The sequence below is a fragment of the Flavobacterium sp. genome, from assembly GCF_046293665.1.
Lineage (GTDB): Bacteria > Bacteroidota > Bacteroidia > Flavobacteriales > Flavobacteriaceae > Flavobacterium.
In genome coordinates this window covers 18,602-36,909 of sequence record NZ_JBKBOL010000005.1, presented here as the reverse complement: position 1 = coordinate 36,909, position 18,308 = coordinate 18,602, and the positions used below count along the sequence as shown (strand labels likewise).

General features: G+C 37.2%; 12 protein-coding genes. 9 read left to right on the top strand and 3 right to left on the bottom strand.

What is annotated here, in order from left to right; genetic code table 11:
• The first annotated feature begins 10 nt into the window (after positions 1 to 10).
• The 6 genes from recG (at position 11) to pheT (ending at position 11,338) form a co-directional block, all read left to right on the top strand.
• Positions 11 to 2,119 (top strand): ATP-dependent DNA helicase RecG, encoded by a 2,109-nt coding sequence (gene recG, locus ACK4R1_RS08885; protein WP_409686028.1) that lies wholly within the window; start codon positions 11 to 13, stop codon positions 2,117 to 2,119.
• A gap of 112 nt (positions 2,120 to 2,231) precedes the next feature.
• Entirely contained in the window at positions 2,232 to 3,284 is a 1,053-nt protein-coding gene (locus tag ACK4R1_RS08880; protein ID WP_409686026.1) for an efflux RND transporter periplasmic adaptor subunit, read from the top strand.
• Between the two features lie 56 nt (positions 3,285 to 3,340).
• The gene (locus tag ACK4R1_RS08875) at positions 3,341 to 6,427 is read left to right on the top strand and encodes an efflux RND transporter permease subunit (protein WP_409686024.1); all 3,087 of its coding nucleotides are present in this window, start codon (positions 3,341 to 3,343) and stop codon (positions 6,425 to 6,427) included.
• 98 nt (positions 6,428 to 6,525) lie between these two features.
• Complete coding sequence (locus tag ACK4R1_RS08870) at positions 6,526 to 7,833, top strand: TolC family protein (protein WP_409686023.1); 1,308 nt, start codon at positions 6,526 to 6,528, stop codon at positions 7,831 to 7,833.
• A gap of 30 nt (positions 7,834 to 7,863) precedes the next feature.
• The gene (locus tag ACK4R1_RS08865; RefSeq protein ID WP_409686021.1) at positions 7,864 to 8,727 is read left to right on the top strand and encodes a bestrophin family protein; all 864 of its coding nucleotides are present in this window, start codon (positions 7,864 to 7,866) and stop codon (positions 8,725 to 8,727) included.
• Positions 8,728 to 8,917: 190 nt separating this feature from the next.
• On the top strand, positions 8,918 to 11,338 hold the full coding sequence (gene pheT / locus ACK4R1_RS08860; protein ID WP_409686019.1) for a phenylalanine--tRNA ligase subunit beta: 2,421 nt from the start codon (positions 8,918 to 8,920) through the stop codon (positions 11,336 to 11,338).
• An 88-nt stretch (positions 11,339 to 11,426) separates the two neighbouring features.
• On the opposite strand, the gene ACK4R1_RS08855 is transcribed toward pheT, so the two are convergent.
• A complete protein-coding gene (locus ACK4R1_RS08855; protein ID WP_409686017.1) occupies positions 11,427 to 12,020 on the bottom strand; it encodes a fasciclin domain-containing protein in 594 nt (197 codons plus the stop codon).
• A 197-nt stretch (positions 12,021 to 12,217) separates the two neighbouring features.
• On the opposite strand from ACK4R1_RS08855, the gene ACK4R1_RS08850 reads away from it, so the two are divergent.
• On the top strand, positions 12,218 to 12,934 hold the full coding sequence (locus tag ACK4R1_RS08850) for a hypothetical protein (RefSeq protein WP_409686015.1): 717 nt from the start codon (positions 12,218 to 12,220) through the stop codon (positions 12,932 to 12,934).
• Positions 12,935 to 12,995: 61 nt separating this feature from the next.
• Positions 12,996 to 13,541, top strand: a complete 546-nt coding sequence (locus ACK4R1_RS08845) for an ExbD/TolR family protein (RefSeq protein WP_409686014.1) — start codon at positions 12,996 to 12,998, stop codon at positions 13,539 to 13,541.
• A 56-nt stretch (positions 13,542 to 13,597) separates the two neighbouring features.
• Here ACK4R1_RS08845 and rpsA read toward each other — a convergent pair whose 3' ends face one another.
• Positions 13,598 to 15,373 carry a 30S ribosomal protein S1 gene (gene rpsA, locus ACK4R1_RS08840; protein ID WP_409686012.1) on the bottom strand — a complete coding sequence of 592 codons (1,776 nt, stop codon included), beginning with the start codon at positions 15,371 to 15,373 and terminating at the stop codon, positions 13,598 to 13,600.
• Between the two features lie 379 nt (positions 15,374 to 15,752).
• Between rpsA and ACK4R1_RS08835 the strand changes: the two genes are divergently transcribed.
• Entirely contained in the window at positions 15,753 to 16,982 is a 1,230-nt protein-coding gene (locus ACK4R1_RS08835) for a cation:dicarboxylate symporter family transporter (RefSeq protein WP_409686010.1), read from the top strand.
• A gap of 44 nt (positions 16,983 to 17,026) precedes the next feature.
• On the opposite strand, the gene ACK4R1_RS08830 is transcribed toward ACK4R1_RS08835, so the two are convergent.
• The gene (locus ACK4R1_RS08830; protein WP_409686008.1) at positions 17,027 to 18,280 is read right to left on the bottom strand and encodes a nucleoside permease; all 1,254 of its coding nucleotides are present in this window, start codon (positions 18,278 to 18,280) and stop codon (positions 17,027 to 17,029) included.
• Positions 18,281 to 18,308: the final 28 nt, after the last annotated feature.

The following is an 18,308-nucleotide window of genomic DNA, read 5'->3' as shown; positions in this document are numbered from 1 at the left end:
ATTTCTTACGATGTCAAACAATCTTCTCCAAACTCCTATCGAATACCTTAAAGGCGTTGGACCGCAACGCGGCGAATTGTTGCGCAAGGAAGTTGGCATTCATAAATATGAAGATTTGCTCAATTTTTATCCGAATCGTTACATAGACAGAACGCGTTATTACAAAATTAACGAACTGAACAACAATCCGGCTGAAGTTCAAATCATTGGCAAAATCATCAATATTAAAACGGTCGAATTCGGCAAAGCCAAAAAAAGATTAGTCGCTGTTTTTGTGGACGAAACCGGGCAAATGGAACTCAACTGGTTCCAAGGTCACAAATGGATTCGCGATACGCTCAAACTCAATACACCTTATGTAATTTTCGGAAAAGTAACCAACTTCAACGGCCAATACAGCATGGCGCATCCGGAAATGGAATTGCTCAACGAACACGAACAAAGCTTGCGTTCGGCAATGCAACCCGTTTATCCATCAACGGAAACGTTAACCAATCGCGGGATTTCCAATCGGGTAGTGAATAAAATGATGCAACAAGTTTTTTTGGAAACCCAAGCACAATTTTCTGAAACGTTACCGCAATATTTAATCGAGGAATTAAAGTTGATTCCGAAAAACGCCGCTTTATTCAATATCCATTTCCCTAAAAGTCCTGATCTTTTGGCGAAAGCCCAATTCCGTTTGAAGTTTGAAGAACTCTTCTTTATCCAATTACAATTGATTACCAAAAATTTGGTGCGCAAACACAAAATTAAAGGTCATCCATTTACAATCGTTGGTGATCATTTTAATAATTTCTACCAAAATCATTTGCCGTTTGAATTGACCAATGCGCAGAAAAAAGTACTCAAAGAAATCAGAAATGATATGGGTACGAATGCCCAAATGAATCGTTTACTACAAGGCGATGTTGGTTCGGGCAAAACGATTGTCGCTTTAATGGCGATGCTAATTGCGTTGGATAACGGTTTTCAAAGTTGTTTGATGGCACCGACGGAAATTTTGGCCAACCAACATTACAACGGTTTAACCGAATTAGCGAAAGATTTAAACATCAACATCAAAATACTAACCGGTTCGACTAAAACTGCTGAACGCAAGATTATTCACGAAGCGTTGGAAAATGGCAGTTTACATATTCTTATTGGAACACACGCTTTGCTGGAAGACAAGGTCAAGTTCAACAATTTAGGTTTGGCGATAATTGATGAACAACATCGTTTTGGTGTCGAGCAACGCTCCAAACTTTGGCAAAAGAACGACATTCCGCCACATGTTTTAGTAATGACTGCTACACCGATTCCGCGAACTTTGGCGATGAGTTTGTATGGCGATTTAGACATTTCTGTCATCGACGAATTACCTCCGGGAAGAAAACCGATTCAAACTGTGCATCGTTATGATAGCAACCGTTTGAAAGTTTGGAAATTCATTAAAGACGAAATTGCCAAAGGCCGCCAAATCTACATCGTTTATCCTTTAATCAAGGAAAGTGAAACGATGGACTACAAAGATTTGATGGACGGTTACGAAAGTATTTCACGAGATTTTCCGTTACCGCAATACAGCATTTCTATCGTTCATGGCAAAATGAAACCGGCCGACAAAGATGCCGAAATGAAACGCTTCGCCGAAGGCAAAACCAATATTATGGTGGCTACAACTGTGATTGAAGTTGGAGTGAATATTCCCAATGCGAGTGTAATGATTATCGAAAGCGCCGAACGTTTTGGTTTGTCACAATTGCACCAATTGCGCGGACGTGTTGGTCGTGGTGCCGAACAGAGTTATTGTATTTTGATGACTTCTTTTAAATTGTCTAGCGATAGTAAAATTCGCTTAGAAACGATGGTGAAAACCAACGACGGTTTCGAAATAGCCGAAGTCGATTTAAAACTTCGCGGTCCGGGCGACATCATGGGCAAACAACAAAGTGGTGTATTGAATTTACAAATTGCCGATTTGGTCAAAGACAAAGACATTCTCTTATTAGCTCGACATGAAGCGATGAAACTTCTAAAAAAAGATGCTTCAATGACGCTTCCCGAGCATCAGACACTTCGCGCTGTATTTATCGAACTGACGAAAAAGAAAAACATCTGGAATTATATCAGTTGACGAATATTTGTACCTACAAGTGTTAAATAAAAATTAACTGTAACTCCGCTTTCATTGGTAAGAATTAGATTTGCAGGAACAACTATCATCTAATTTAGCCCATCGCATTTCAATGAAAGCAAAAAATATAGTCATCACCATTTTAGTCATTGCTCTGGGAGGAATGATTGCATACCGAATCACCAAAAACAAAGCCGAAAAAGGGAATGATAAAAATGGTAAAAAGCCACCCATTGGTATTAGTGGATTCGTTGTAAAAGGGCAAGATTTCTCTAACACTATTTCGCTTTCCGGTTCCATTGAAGCCAATGAACAAATTGAAATCAGAAGTGAAGTTTCCGGTATTGTTGAAACGATTTCTTTTACCGAAGGAAGCAATGTCAGTAAAGGACAGGTTTTATTTAAGGTTAATGATATAGAACTCAGAGCGCAATTGGCACAAGCCAAAACCAGAGAAAGTTTATCCTCTGAAAACGAGAGAAGGGCCAAATTGCTTTTGCAAAAAGAAGCGATTAGCCAAGAAGAATACGACATCGCCAGCGCTGATTTCAGAACAGCCAAAGCACAAACCCAACTCATACAAGCACAAATTGGTAAAACTTCGGTTAGAGCACCATTTTCGGGAAAAATTGGTTTAAGAAGTATTTCTCCGGGAACTTATGTCACGCCGGCGACTTTGATTGCCAAATTAGTCAATACCAATCCGCTTAAAATTACTTTCTCTATTCCTGAAAAATATTCCACTGAAATAGATAAAAACAGTCAAATCTCTTTTACAGTTCCGAACATTACCGACAAATTCACTGCCAAAATTTATGCTTTAGAACCTGCAATTGAAGCCACAACACGAACATTGCAAATCAGAGCATTGACTGATAATTCAAGTGGAAAATTACTTCCGGGAACTTTTGCCAACATCGAATTGCCTTTGAAAAACATCAAAGACGCTATCATCATTCCAACCGAAGCGATTGTCCCGATTCAAGATGGTAAAAAAGTATTTATTGCCAATAACGGTAAGGCTAAAGAAGTAAAAATAGAAACTTTAACCCGAACCGATAAAGATATAGTAGTTACTTCCGGACTAAAAATCGGTGATACAGTATTGACTTCCGGAGTAATGTCGTTGAAAGATGAAGCTGACATCAAAGTAAAAGTTAAATAATTTTAGTATTTCAATTCACCAATCTGAAATCTGAAATCTAAAATCTAAAAATTAATATGAGTTTATCCACTTTAAGTATCAAGCGACCGGTTTTTACGATTGTAATCAACCTGACCATTGTCCTTTTTGGGATTATTGGTTACAGTTATTTGGGCGTAAGAGAATTTCCTTCGATTGACCCGGCACAAATTTCGGTGCGGACCAATTATACTGGTGCAAATGCAGAAATTATCGAATCACAAATCACCGAACCTTTAGAAAAAGCCATCAATTCCATCGACGGAATTCGAAATATTACTTCTTCAAGTAACCAAGGTTCGAGCAATATTACTATCGAATTTAAATTAGAGAAAAACTTAGAAGAAGCCGCCAATGATGTTCGTGACAAAGTATCGCAAGCCATCAGAAGCTTACCGCAAGATATCGATGCGCCGCCGGTAGTTTCCAAAGCGGATGCCGATTCTGAAGCGATTATTTCGATGACGGTTCAAAGTGATACCAAAAATGTTTTAGAATTAAGTGACTATGCCGAAAATGTAATCGCTGAGCGTTTGCAAACGATTCCCGGTGTGAGTAGCGTTCAAATTTGGGGACAAAAAAGATACTCGATGCGCATTTGGATTGATCCCATAAAATTGAGTGCTTACGGCATTACCGTTTCGGAAGTCAGAGCCGCACTCGAAAAACAAAATGTCGAATTGCCTTCGGGAAAATTAACCGGCGCCAATACTGAATTGATGGTGAAAACCATGGGAAATTTATCCAACGAAACCGAATTCAACAACATCATTATCATTGCAAATGCCGATAAGATTGTACGCTTAAGCGATATCGGTCGAGCCGAATTAGGTCCGGAAAATCTTGAAACCCAATTGAAAGCCAATGACCAACCGATGGTAGCTTTGGCTATTATTCCGCAACCGGGCACCAATTATTTAGATATAGCTGAAGAATTTTACAAACAATTTGACAATTTCAAAAAAGATTTACCCAAAGACATTCAAATTAATGTCGCTTTAGACAACACACTATTCATCAAAAAATCAGTAGTTGAAGTTGCCGAAACCCTTATGATTTCTATCATTTTGGTAATCTTGATTATCTTTTTATTTTTCCGTGATTGGTCTATTGCTTTCCGACCGTTGATAGATATTCCCGTTTCATTGATTGCCACGTTTTTTATCATGTATTTGTGTGGCTTCTCGATAAATGTGTTGACTTTATTAGCCATTGTTTTAGCCACCGGATTAGTAGTTGACGACGGAATTGTGGTCACAGAAAACATCTTCAAAAAAGTCGAAGAAGGCATGTCGCCTATTGAAGCGGCCATCAAAGGCTCGAATGAAATTTTCTTTGCCGTAATTTCGATTTCCATCACTTTGGCGGCGGTTTTTTTACCTATCATTTTCTTAGAAGGTTTTGTCGGGCGATTGTTCCGAGAATTTGGCGTCGTCATTGGCGCGGCTGTGTTGATTTCTGCTTTTGTTTCGTTGACGCTTACGCCAATGTTGAACGCGTATTTGATGAAAGGAGGCAAACAAAAGAAAACCAAGTTCTACACATTCACCGAACCTTATTTTGAAGGTTTAAACAAAGGCTATGCTTCTGCTTTGGAAAGTTTTATGCAAAAAAAATGGTTGAGTTTCCCTATTGTCATTGTGTGTCTTGGATTAATTGGGTTGTTCTTCTCAATTCTACCAAAAGAAACTGCTCCTTATGATGACCGAAATTTAGTTGTTGTTGGCGTAACTACTCCCGAAGGTTCAACTTATGATTACACTGATCGCTTTATGCAGGACATGTCCAACTTAATCAACGACAGCGTTCCGGAGAAAAAAATTGCTTTGGTCATAACTTCGCCCGGGTTTTTATCTTCTTCAGTCAATGCCGGAAGAGTTCGATTGGCGTTGAAAGATCCGGAAGACCGTGAGCGTTCGCAAAAAGAAATTGCCGACGATTTCACCAAATGGACCAAAAAATACTCTCAAGCTAAAGTAACTGTTTCGGAACAACCTACTATTTCTGTCAACCGTCGTGGTGGATTGCCGATACAATATATTATTCAAGCACCAAATTTTGAACAATTGCGCGAAAAAATTCCATTGTTTATGGAAGAAGCCAATAAAAATGAAACTTTCTCCAACGTTGATGTTAACCTGAAATTCAACAAACCTGAAATTAACGTTACCATCGACCGTGAAAAAGCAGAAAGTTTAGGCATTTCAGTTTTAGATGTGGCGCAAACGCTGCAACTTTCTTTGAGTGGACAACGTTTTGGTTATTTCATGCGAAATGGCAAACAATACCAAATCATCGGCCAATTTGATGAAAAAGACCGAGATGAACCTTTGGATTTAACTTCAATGTTTGTCAAAAATAATAAAGGTGAATTGATACAATTAGACAACGTGGTCAAAGTTGATGAGCAAAGTAATCCTCCACAATTATTTCACAACAATCGATACATGTCGGCGACAGTTTCTGCAGGTTTAGCACCCGGGAAAAGTATGGTTGACGGAATCGAAGCGATGGATGAAATAAAAGAAAAAGTCTTGGATGATTCTTTCACTACCGACTTAGGAGGAGAATCTCGAGATTTCGTGGAAAGTAGTTCGAATACCTTATTTGCGTTCGGATTGGCTTTACTGCTAATTTATTTGATTTTGGCAGCACAATTTGAAAGTTTTATCGATCCGTTTATCATTATTTTAACCGTGCCAATGGCAGTTGCCGGAGCATTATTTTCGCTTTGGTTGTTTGGTCAAACGTGGAATATTTTTAGCCAAATCGGAACTGTAATGTTAATTGGACTCGTTACCAAGAACGGAATTCTAATCGTTGAATTTGCTAATCAATTGCGTGAACAAGGTTTGTCGAAATACGAGGCGATTATTCAAGCTTCTGAAGCCAGATTACGACCTATTTTAATGACCAGTTTGGCGATTGCTCTGGGTGCGTTACCAATTGCACTGTCACTTGGTGCCGCTTCAACCAGTAGAATCGGAATGGGTGTTGTGATTGTTGGCGGAACTGTTTTCTCTTTAATTCTGACTTTATTTGTAATTCCGGCTTTCTATTTAATGTGGTCGAGAGCTAAGAAACACCGACCTGAATTTGACAATTTAGAAGCTTTGGAAAAATAATTTTAGCCACAGATTAACACAAATTTTCACTGATTACTTTGTTTATAAACAATATGAATCGTCAGAAACTAAAAGCGTGAATGCTCAAAATATTTAACATGAAAATTAAATCTTTATATATCGTCTTCATCCTTCTATACTTTGCGCAACAAGCAAAATCACAGGAACTTTTAAAACTGGAAGATGCTGTGAAAATAGCTTTGGAAAACAACTACGAAATCAAGTTGGCCAAAAATGATTTAAAGATCGACGAACTCGGCAACACCATTGGAAATGCCGGAATGCTGCCTACCATTAGTGCTTCAGTAGTCAACAATAATAATATCTTAAACACTACTCAAACCCAAATTGATGGTTCAGAAAGAACCTTGGATGGTGCTCGAAATTTAAATTTAACCTATGGTGTTGGTTTAGATTGGACAGTTTTTGACGGCCTAAGAATGTTTGCGCGAAAAGAACAATTGAATATTTTGCAAAAGCAAGGGGAAGCCGAATTGAAACTAGCCATACTAACCCGAATCAGTGATATTTATATAAACTATTTCGATTTGGTCCAACAGCAACAACAATTGGCGGCCATTGATACTGCCATTGTAATTTCAGAAGAAAGAGTCACAACAGCTCAAAACCGCTACAGCATTGGCAAAGCTGCTAAATTGGAAGTCTTAAACGCTCAAGTAGATTTGAATGCCGATAAAAGTCTGCGTTTGAAACAAATTGAGTTAATCAAAACGGCTAAGATTCGTTTGAACGAAATTTTAGCCCGCGATGTCCAAACCGATTTTGTCGTAACCAATGAAATTAGTGTTGATGAACAACTTAAATTTGATGAACTCAAATCTTCCGCAGACCAACAAAATCCACAAATACAAGCACAAATATTAACCAAAAACATTGCCGAACAAGAACTGAAACAAGTCAAAGCCGGACGTTATCCTACCGTGAGAATCACTTCTGCCTATAACTTTACACGTTCAGAAGCTTCTCTGGGATTTGTTACGCAATCCTCAGGACGCGGAATGTTTTATGGGATTAATGCTTCGGTTCCTATTTTCAACGGAAGTTTGCAAAATAGAAACGAAAAAATTGCTAAAGTGCAATTGGAAAACGCCAACATCACTTTGGAACAACAAAAAAGAAGTTTGGAAAGTCAATTAAATGCCGCTTTTACAAGTTATGTAACCAATTTAGAGCTGACCAAAGTAGAAGCCAAAAACTTAGACATAGCCGAGCAAAATTTAGACATTACGATGTCAAAATTCAAAATCGGAACCATTACCCCTATCGAATTCAGAACGGCACAACAGAATTTTCTGGACGCTAAAGTGCGTTACAGCAATGCAATGTACATGACCAAAATTAATGAAATCACCTTAAAAGAATTGGCCGGAAGTTTGAGTTTTTAATGTATTTTTGAGCTCAAATTACAATACAAAATGGTAAAATACGACCCGAAAGACTGGATTACTTTTATTTTTCGATTTCACAAATCAGATACCTTCAGACAATTATTTCCCATGATGATTTTCATCGGATTGTATTCAGGTGGCATTTGCTATTTGGAAGTTGAATATTGGAAATTATCACAAACCAGTCATGTGAAAAACATCTCTATCATGCACGGTATGTTGGGTTTTGTCATTTCGTTGTTGTTGGCATACCGAACCAATACTGCCTACGACCGTTGGTGGGAAGGTCGTAAACTTTGGGGTTCATTGGTGAATAACAGTCGGAATTTAGCCATCAAACTTTCAGCGATATTGAAAGACGAACACGATAAAAAGTACCTGCGTTTTTTGATTCCGACTTATGCTTCGATTTTATCCAAACACTTGAGCAACGAAGAAGTGGGCCAAATTTTATTTGAAGACGTCGAATTAAAAATCAACCACCAAAAACACAAACCCAATCAAGTGGCGCAAGTGATGTTTCAAAAGATACACGATTTGCATCAAGCCGGTAAAATTTCAGGTGATCAACTGATTATTATGAATGCCGAACTGCAATCATTTACCGATGTTTGTGGTGCTTGCGAGCGCATCAAAAACACGCCTATTCCCTATTCTTACAGTGCCTTTATCAAGAAATTCATTTTCTTTTATGTGATGACTTTGCCTTTTGGTTATGTATTTAACTTGGGATATTATGTTATTCCTGTAGTGGTTTTTATCTTTTATGTTTTGGCTTCTTTAGAATTGATTGCCGAGGAAATTGAAGATCCGTTTGGAACTGATGCCAATGATTTACCAACGGGTAAAATTGCGGAAAACATCAAACGCCACGTAGAGGAAATCTTGTGAAAATTTCTTTTTAAATCCACTATTTTAAATTTTTTTTACCGCAAATTCGCAAATTATTCCATTAAATTTGCGAATCTGCGGTTAATTAATGCTAATGCAGAATTGGGGTTAAAAACATCATCGATAAACGACACAATTTTGTTTTATCTCTCATCCGCAATAACTATATTTGCACCCTTAAAGCACAATCATGAGAATCTCTTACAATTGGTTAAAACAATTCATTAAAATAGATTTAAAATCAGAAGAAACGGCTGCCATCTTAACCGATTTGGGTTTAGAAGTAGAAGTCGTAGAAAAATACCAATCGGTTCGCGGCGGACTGGAAGGTGTTGTGGTTGGTCACGTATTGACTTGCGAAAAACATCCTGATGCCGACCGTTTGAAAATCACTACCGTTGATTTAGGCGAAGGAACACCGGTACAAATTGTTTGTGGTGCGAGTAATGTTGCGGCCGGACAAAAAGTACCTGTAGCTACTATCGGAACCAAATTATTTGACAAGGAAGGCGTTGAATTTGAAATCAAAAAAGGAAAAATCCGCGGACAAGAAAGCCACGGAATGATTTGTGCCGAAGATGAGTTAGGTTTAGGAACCAGTCATGACGGTATTATGATTTTAGACGAAAAACTAAAACCCGGAACGCCTTGTGCCAAAGTTTTCAATATAGAAAATGATGAAGTATTCGAAATTGGGTTAACCCCAAATCGTGCCGATGCCATGTCACATTATGGTGTAGCACGTGACTTGCGTGCCAGTTTGTTGCAAAAAAACAGCAATATCGAGTTGATTACGCCTTCGGTAAGTACGTTCAGAATTGACAAAAGAACTTTAAAAATTGACGTTGATGTTAAGGACAGCAAGTTGGCACCAAGATATTGCGGTGTTACGCTTTCCGGCTTAACGGTAAAACCTTCACCGGAATGGTTGCAAAACCGTTTGAAAGCGATTGGGCTTACGCCAAAAAACAACATTGTTGATGTTACCAACTATATTTTACACGATTTAGGACAACCGCTTCATGCTTTTGATGCAGCTAAAATTACCGGTAAAATTGTGGTTCAAACAGCCGATGCAGGTACAAAATTTACCACTTTGGATGATGTTGAAAGAACATTGCACGAAGAAGATTTGATGATTTGTGACGAAAAAGGACCATTGTGTATCGCCGGAGTTTTTGGAGGAAAAGGTTCTGGTGTTTCTGAAACTACGAATGCTATTTTCTTGGAAAGTGCTTATTTTAATCCGGTTTCAGTCCGAAAATCAGCTAAAAGACATGCTTTGAATACCGATGCCTCTTTCCGTTTTGAAAGAGGAATTGACCCGAATATTACTGAATTCGCATTGAAACGTGCTGCGCTTTTGATTAAAGAAGTAGCCGGTGGCGAAATCACTTCAGACATTGTAGACATTTACCCTAAAAAGATTGAAGACTTCCCGGTTTTGTTAAACTTTGATAAAACGACAAAACTCATCGGGCAAGAACTACCTAAAGAAACCATCAAGAAAATCTTGGCTTCTTTGGACATCAAAGTCAATAGCGTTTCCGATGTTGGTTTAGGATTAATCATTCCGTCATACCGTGTTGATGTGCAACGCGAAGTCGATGTGATTGAAGAAATCCTGAGAGTTTACGGTTACAACAACATCAATTTTACGAAGAAGTTGAATGCTACGGTTTCCAATTCGGCACGAACAGAAGATTATAAAGTACAAAACATTGTTGCCGCTCAATTGAATGGTTTAGGTTTCCACGAAATGATGGCGAATTCATTGACAACGCCTGATTATGTTGGTTTATCTGAAATGTTGAAAGAAGAATACAACGTAATGATGTTGAATCCGTTGAGTAATGATTTATCGGCAATGCGTCAGTCGATGTTATTCTCGGGTTTAGAAGCTGTTTCCTATAACATCAACCGCAGAAATGGCGATTTGAAATTATTCGAATTAGGAAAAACCTATCATAAAGAATTGAACGGTTACAACGAACCAAAGCACCTGACTTTATTCGTGACCGGAAATAGAAATGAAGAAAGCTGGACGAATGCCCAAAAACCTTCTGATTTCTTTTTATTTAAAGGCTATGTTACTTCGATTTTGGACAGATTAGGGATTACCAAAGTGCAAAACAAACCGGTAACTTCGGATGTCTTTGCGGAAGGTTTGGCCATAGCACAGGGCAATGATACTTTAGTGGAATTTGGTACCGTGAAAAAATCGATTTTGAAACATTTCGATATCAAACAAGAAGTGTTCTTTGCTGATTTCAATTGGAACTTAGTTTTGAAACTAATTGGCAGTAAAATCAAATTTACAGACATTCCGAAATATCCTGAAGTAAGAAGAGATTTGGCGCTTTTAGTTGATAATTCCGTTGCTTTTGATGCCATTTACAACATTGCGCGTCAAACCGAGAAATCGCTCTTAAAAGACGTGAATTTGTTTGATGTGTATCAAGGTAAAAATCTTCCGGAAGGCAAAAAATCGTATGCGGTGAGTTTCACTTTACAAGACAATTCCAAAACCTTAACCGACGAGCAAATAGACAAAATCATGAGTAAGTTGCAAAAGAATTTGGAAAGTGAAATTGGTGCCAGTTTGAGATAATTTATACAATGTTCACAAATACAAAAAAGCCTCGAGAATCTCGAGGCTTTTCTTTTACACAAAACGTTTTCGAAGTATTGAGTATAAATTATGATTTAGGCGTCACTACAGCATCTATCACATGAATCACACCATTAGATTGGTTGACATCAGCGATGGTTACTTTGGCGCTATTCCCATTTTCATCGGTTAAGTAAACCTCACTTCCTTTTGTCCAAGCTGTCAAAGTTCCACCACTTACCGTTTTCAAAGTCGCTTTACCATTTCCTTTTTTGATGGCTGTAGCAATATCGGCTGCGCTCATTTTACCGGCTACTACGTGATAGGTTAAAATGGTTTGCAATAGCTTTTTGTTTTCCGGTTTTAATAAAGTTTCTACAGTTCCTTTTGGCAAATTGGCGAAAGCCTCGTTGGTTGGGGCAAAAACGGTGAATGGTCCTTTACTTTGTAAGGTTTCCACCAAATCGGCTGCTTTAACTGCGGCAACTAAAGTCGTATGGTCTTTAGAATTTACAGCATTTTCAACAATGTTTTTGGAAGGATACATTGGCGCGCCACCTACGGTAACAGTTTTTTGCTTCGCCAGTTCGCTTGCGCTCGAGTCATTTTGTGCCAAAGCTTCACTGCTTATCATTACGGTCAACGCAAAAAAGGCAGATGTTAAAAAATTTTTTGTTTTCATAGCAAATGAATTGTTTTAAGTTATGACCTCATTTACGCCACAGTTTCGTTTTCGGTTTTGTAATGCTATATTTTTCTGAAAAGTTTAACAACTGTAGAGAACCGAATTCTAAGTCAGGAAACTTGAAAAACAAAAAATAAATTTGTAATTTAGAAATTCTAAAACACCAAATATCAACCATTTAATATCTTCTTAGAATGTTGGTAAACAAGTTAGACCTCGAAAAAGAATTGCTTTCCAAAAGAAGAAAGTTTAAAGCCGAAGCCGAAATTTTGGCAGAAGTGCAATCGATTTTTACCGAAAATGATTTGGTTCGTGAACAGATTTCTCAAAAGTTGCAACAGAAAAGTTCAACAAAACCAAATCAACTCAACTTTGACTTACTAGAAGCCGATAAAATTTTCCATTTGGAACAAATTAAGTCGCTTTGTATTGAGTATCGCTTGCGTTTCTTAGACAGTAATATCTTCAAAAATGAAATTCCGGAAGAAGCCATTTCTAAAATCAGAATGATGGAGAAAGCACACAACACTTCCTTAGAAGGCTTTAAAATTATTGCACCAAGCAAAGCGTTTCATTTGTTAAACTATGATGATCCGTTATTGTTTGTTCCGATTGGAAACAATTACTTTTACTTAATTCACCAATGGGGAACCGAGATGAATCCGTGGCGAAAGCTGATGGTTTTACCGATAAAAAATTTGGGCAATTTTACCATAACAAGTATTCTTCTGAGTATAATGATTGCTTTCTTGGTACCAGAAAACAACTTGAGTAAATCGGTTCCGTTAGCTTCCTTGATTGTATTTCTTTTTGCTTTCAAATCCATCTTTGCGGTTTTTGCCTATTACTTTTTTATGATGGGTAAGAACTTCAACGAGGAAATTTGGCAACGGCAGTATTATAATAATTAAGTGTTTTTTTCGTTGTAATTATATAAGCATCATGCGATTGTTTAACTTAATGCAATGAATTATGGAAGAAAATAATTATAGTTCCCGTATTGTAAAAGAAAAATTCAAAACCAAAAAGCTAAAACCCAGAATAGATTTAGCCGCTATGGTTAGTGTTTCCTTTTTGTTAATCATATTCTTTATGGTTACAGTAGAATTGGCGAGGCCACAGGCGATGGATTTGGGTTTGCCTGAAGGTGGTTGCGGTCCAGATGACGGGATTACAAGTTGTGGTGTTTGGCCGACTAGAGTGATAACTTTACTTTTAGATGATGACGACAAAATAATTAGTTATCGCGGATTATTGGAATATCCTGAGGAGAAGCCAAAGAAAATTGGCTATGGTAAGCATGGTATCCGAAAAGAACTGATACGTTCCAATAAGCAAATTTTACAAGTAACAGGAGACAATGATAGAGGCGCAATCGTAATCATAAAACCCAGCAAAAATTGTAACTACGGAAATTTGATAGATATATTGGATGAAATGGCCATAAACAAAATAGGTACTTATGTCATTGTAAATGACTACACTCCGGATGAAGTAAAATTATTAGCTTCAAAATAGTTCTATAAAAAAAAGCCTCGATTACTCGAGGCTTTTCTATTATTCAAAAACAAGAATTATTTCTTTTTCTCGTTTTTTTCCATTTTTGCTTTTAATCCGGCAAGAATGTCATTGTTATCTCCTAAAGTTGAAGCCGGAGCATTGTTATTAGAAGCTACTGATTCAGCAACCGCTTTAACATTTTTCTCTTCTTCTTCTCTGAAAATAGCAGTGTGTGAAGCCACAACTCTTTTGAATTCTTTGTTGAACTCAATTACTTTGAATTCTGCTTCTTCACCTTTTTTCAATTTCTTACCATCTTCTTTTTCTAAGTGACGTGTTGGAATAAATGCAACAACATCATCTCCGAAATCTACAGTAGCACCTTTGTCAACAATCTCAGCGATAGTTCCGGTGTGGATAGTTCCAACAGCGAAAGCATCTTCATGTTTGTCCCAAGGATTAGCCGTAGTTTGTTTGTGTCCTAAAGATAATTTACGACCGTCAACATCCAACTCTAATACTACTACATCCAATTTGTCACCTACGTTAACAAATTCTGATGGGTGTTTGATTTTCTTAGTCCATGACAAATCAGAAATATACACTAAACCGTCGATTCCTTCTTCTAACTCAACGAAAATTCCGAAGTTAGTAAAGTTTCTAACGATACCTGTGTGTTTAGAACCTACAGGATATTTAGACGTGATATCTGTCCATGGATCTTGTGTCATTTGTTTGATGCCTAAAGACATTTTTCTATCGTCTCTGTCAAGCGTCAAGATAACAGCTTCAACTACATCACCCACTTTAACGAAATCTTGAGCACTTCTTAAGTGAGTTGACCAAGACATTTCAGAAACGTGGATCAAACCTTCAACACCTTCAGCCACTTCGATAAATGCACCGTAATCAGCGATTACTACTACTTTACCTTTTACTTTGTCTCCAATAGTTAATTTAGAGTCTAAAGCATCCCATGGGTGAGCGTTTAATTGTTTTAAACCTAGTTGAATTCTTGTTTTCTCATCATCGAAATCAAGGATTACCACGTTTAATTTTTGGTCTAATTCAAGTACTTCGCTTGGGTGATTGATTCTTGACCAAGAAAGGTCAGTAATGTGGATTAATCCATCAACACCACCTAAGTCAATAAACACACCATAAGAAGTAATGTTTTTAACCACACCTTCTAATACTTGTCCTTTTTCTAATTGACCAATGATTTCTTTTTTCTGAACTTCGATGTCAGCTTCGATAAGCGCTTTGTGTGAAACAACAACGTTTTTGAATTCATGGTTAATTTTTACCACTTTGAATTCCATGTTTTTGTTTACATATACATCATAATCACGGATTGGTTTCACATCAATTTGTGAACCAGGTAAGAATGCTTCAATTCCGAAAACATCTACAATCATACCACCTTTAGTTCTGCATTTCACAAAACCGGTAACAATTTCACCTGTTTCGTTAGCTGCAATTACTCTATCCCATGATTTGATAGTTCTTGCTTTTCTGTGTGATAATACCAATTGACCTGTTTTGTCCTCACGAACGTCAATTAATACTTCAACTTTGTCACCCACTTTTAAGTTAGGGTTGTAACGGAACTCATTTAAAGAAATAACTCCTTCTGATTTCGCGTTAATGTCAACGATAGCGTCTCTGTCAGTGATTCTAACTACCACACCTTCTACTACTTCTTCTTGATCGGTAGAAATGAAAGTTTTAGTTACTAAATCTTCAAACTCTTGTAAGTTTTTCTGATCTACTGCATCAATTCCTTCTGCGTAATTGTGCCAGTTAAATTCGTTTAAAAACGCTTGTTGTTCTTTGTTTAATTCAGACATGCTGATAAAAAATTTGTATGCTGTGCTTCTCGAGTTTCTTAATGCGATAGAAAACACAACAGTGTTAGCTATAAATTGTTTACTCCCTAATGGAAACTCTACTTCGCCAAAAGGACTGCAAAAGTAAGCATAAAATCTTAATTACAAAACAATTAACTAAGAAAATAGAGGATAGAAAATAGAGAATAGACTGATTGAATTTCAAGAGCGAAAGGCTAGGGCATCTTTGGTTTCCGTTTTCCTGCTTTCCGTTACAATAACTTTGTCAATTTGACAAAGTTGATTTCCACTGCACACGAGCGAAGCAACTGCCGGAGGAATCAGGGCTAGATTGGGATTTGTATTGAATAAATAGTATCTTTAATCCAACTGAAAATCCATGATAAACGATACGCCTAAAAGGGAATCCATCTTATTCACCATTGTAACCAACCTAACCTTTTGGGTCTTAATCGCTATTGTTTGCGGTGTATTGCTCGGACATTTCAAACCCGAAACCGGACAAGAAATGAAAATCGTAAGCGATTCATTTATCCAATTGGTCAAAATTTTTATCGGACCGATTATTTTCCTAACCATTGTTTTAGGCATTGCCGGTATAGGCGATTTAAAAAAAGTTGGGCGCATCGGAATTAAAGCACTCATCTATTTCGAAATCGTAACTACTTTAGCATTAGCCATTGGTGTTGTTGCCGCTTACATTATCCAACCCGGAAAAATTGACAAATCGGGTTTAGACATTCAGGATGCAAGCAAATACACTTCTGCTCCAACCGAATTCAGTTGGCTTGACTTTTTCCTGAGCAACTTTACGCTTCAAGTTTTGGTAGTCGCCATCATTTCCGGTATTCTATTAAACTATTATAGTAAAAGAGAAACCGTTGTAGCCACTTTATACAAAATCTCAAAAATTGTTTTTAGAGCATTGAAAATCGTCATGTATTTGGCTCCGCTAGGTGCATTCGGAGGCATGGCTTACACCGTTGGTAAATTCGGGTTGCACACGTTGATTCCGCTAGGAAAATTAATGCTGACCGTTTATGTTACCATGGCTATTTTTATATTCCTAGTCCTTGGAAGTATTCTTCGTTACTACAAAATAAGTATCTGGGATTTTATCAAATACCTCAAAGCCGAATTGTTAATCGTACTTGGAACCTCATCCTCAGAACCGGCTTTACCCAATTTAATGAACAAACTAGAAAGTATGGGCTGTAGCAAATCAGTTGTAGGATTGGTCGTGCCAACAGGTTATTCGTTCAATCTGGACGGTACTTCGATTTATCTTTCAATGGCAATTATTTTTTTGGCTCAACTCTATAACGTTGAGCTGAGTTTTATGGAAATCCTAACCATAATCGGATTACTAATGATTACGTCAAAAGGCGCGGCCGGCGTAACCGGAAGTGGTTTTATCGTCTTAGCTTCTACCCTAACTGCGATACATAAAATTCCGCTGGAAGGTTTGGCTTTCCTTTTAGGCGTAGACAAATTCATGAGTGAAGCGCGAGCCATCACCAACTTTATCGGAAATGGCGTCGCCGCAATAGTAATTTCTAAAAACGAAAATGAATTCGTTGATCCTGAACATCCAAGGGATTTGGATTAATCGATTGAATAAAAAAAGCCTTTCAAAATTGAAAGGCTTGTATTTTAATGACTCACATTCGCTACCGCGTTCGGATCGTGTTTATGTTTAAATAAAATGGCAAAGGCTATGGCAATTACTAAAGCATAACCGGCAAATGAAAGCCAGATATCTTGCCAATTCATTACACCATCATTGACAAAATATTTATCGATGATGATTCCACTTAATTTACTTCCACCGTAAGCACCAAATCCATTGGTCACCATCATAAACAAACCTTGTGCAGAAGAACGTATTTTAGAATCTGTAGTTGTTTCAATAAATAATGAGCCTGATATATTAAAGAAATCAAAAGCCATCCCGTAAACAATACAAGAAATAATAATCATCCACAATCCATCGGACGGGTTTCCATAGGCAAATAAGCCAAATCTTAATACCCACGCAAACATTGATATCAACATCACCTGTTTAATTCCAAAACGTTTTAAGAAAAATGGAATTGCTAGAATAAATAGAGTTTCCGAGATCTGAGAGATTGATAATATTACAGTAGAATATTTAACTCCAAAAGAATCCGCATATTTTGGAATATTCTCAAAATTAGATAAAAATGAATCGCCATACATATTGGTCAATTGTAAAGCTGCTCCCAAAAACATAGAAAATATAAAAAACAAAGCCATTTTATAAGTTCCTAATAACTTGAAAGCATCCAAACCAAGCTTTTGTATTAAAGTTGCATCCTTTGCTATTAATTTTTGTGGCGGACATTTAGGTAAACTAAAAGAATAAATACCTAAGAGAATTGCAAAAACTGAAGCTATATAAAATTGATTAGCATTGTCTTTACTTCCTGAAAGGTTTGTCGTCCACATGGCTATTATAAAACCGATGGTTCCCCAAACCCTAATGGGTGGAAATGACTTGAGCACATCAAAATTATTGTTCTTTAAAACATTGTATGCTATTGAATTCGAGAGAGAAATTGTTGGCATGTAAAAAATCATTGCTGACAAAACAACATAAAATAACGTGTTTGGATCATCAACTGAAGGAACATAAAGCAAAACTAAGCCATATAAAATATGTAGCATTCCATAAAGCTTCTCGGCGTTAATATACTTGTCTGCAATAATACCTGTAATGGCAGGCATAAATATGGAAGAAATAGCTAAGGTTGAAAATATTGAACCGAATTCTGAAAAAGTCCATCCCTTAGCATTAATACAATAAGTTCCTATGGTTATCAACCATGCACCCCAAACAAAGAATTGGAGGAAGCTCATAACGGTCAATCTGAATTTTATACTCATAAAAATAGTTTTTGGTTTAAAGAAAATA

Coding starts and splice junctions, on each gene's coding strand:
- ACK4R1_RS08880 (WP_409686026.1), top strand. CDS start 2,232: ATGAAAGCAAAAAATATAGTCATCACCATTTTAGTCATTGCTCTGGGA.
- ACK4R1_RS08875 (WP_409686024.1), top strand. CDS start 3,341: ATGAGTTTATCCACTTTAAGTATCAAGCGACCGGTTTTTACGATTGTA.
- ACK4R1_RS08850 (WP_409686015.1), top strand. CDS start 12,218: ATGTTGGTAAACAAGTTAGACCTCGAAAAAGAATTGCTTTCCAAAAGA.
- ACK4R1_RS08865 (WP_409686021.1), top strand. CDS start 7,864: ATGGTAAAATACGACCCGAAAGACTGGATTACTTTTATTTTTCGATTT.
- ACK4R1_RS08870 (WP_409686023.1), top strand. CDS start 6,526: ATGAAAATTAAATCTTTATATATCGTCTTCATCCTTCTATACTTTGCG.
- ACK4R1_RS08835 (WP_409686010.1), top strand. CDS start 15,753: ATGATAAACGATACGCCTAAAAGGGAATCCATCTTATTCACCATTGTA.
- rpsA (WP_409686012.1), bottom strand. CDS start 15,373: ATGTCTGAATTAAACAAAGAACAACAAGCGTTTTTAAACGAATTTAAC.
- ACK4R1_RS08855 (WP_409686017.1), bottom strand. CDS start 12,020: ATGAAAACAAAAAATTTTTTAACATCTGCCTTTTTTGCGTTGACCGTA.
- pheT (WP_409686019.1), top strand. CDS start 8,918: ATGAGAATCTCTTACAATTGGTTAAAACAATTCATTAAAATAGATTTA.
- ACK4R1_RS08845 (WP_409686014.1), top strand. CDS start 12,996: ATGGAAGAAAATAATTATAGTTCCCGTATTGTAAAAGAAAAATTCAAA.
- ACK4R1_RS08830 (WP_409686008.1), bottom strand. CDS start 18,280: ATGAGTATAAAATTCAGATTGACCGTTATGAGCTTCCTCCAATTCTTT.
- recG (WP_409686028.1), top strand. CDS start 11: ATGTCAAACAATCTTCTCCAAACTCCTATCGAATACCTTAAAGGCGTT.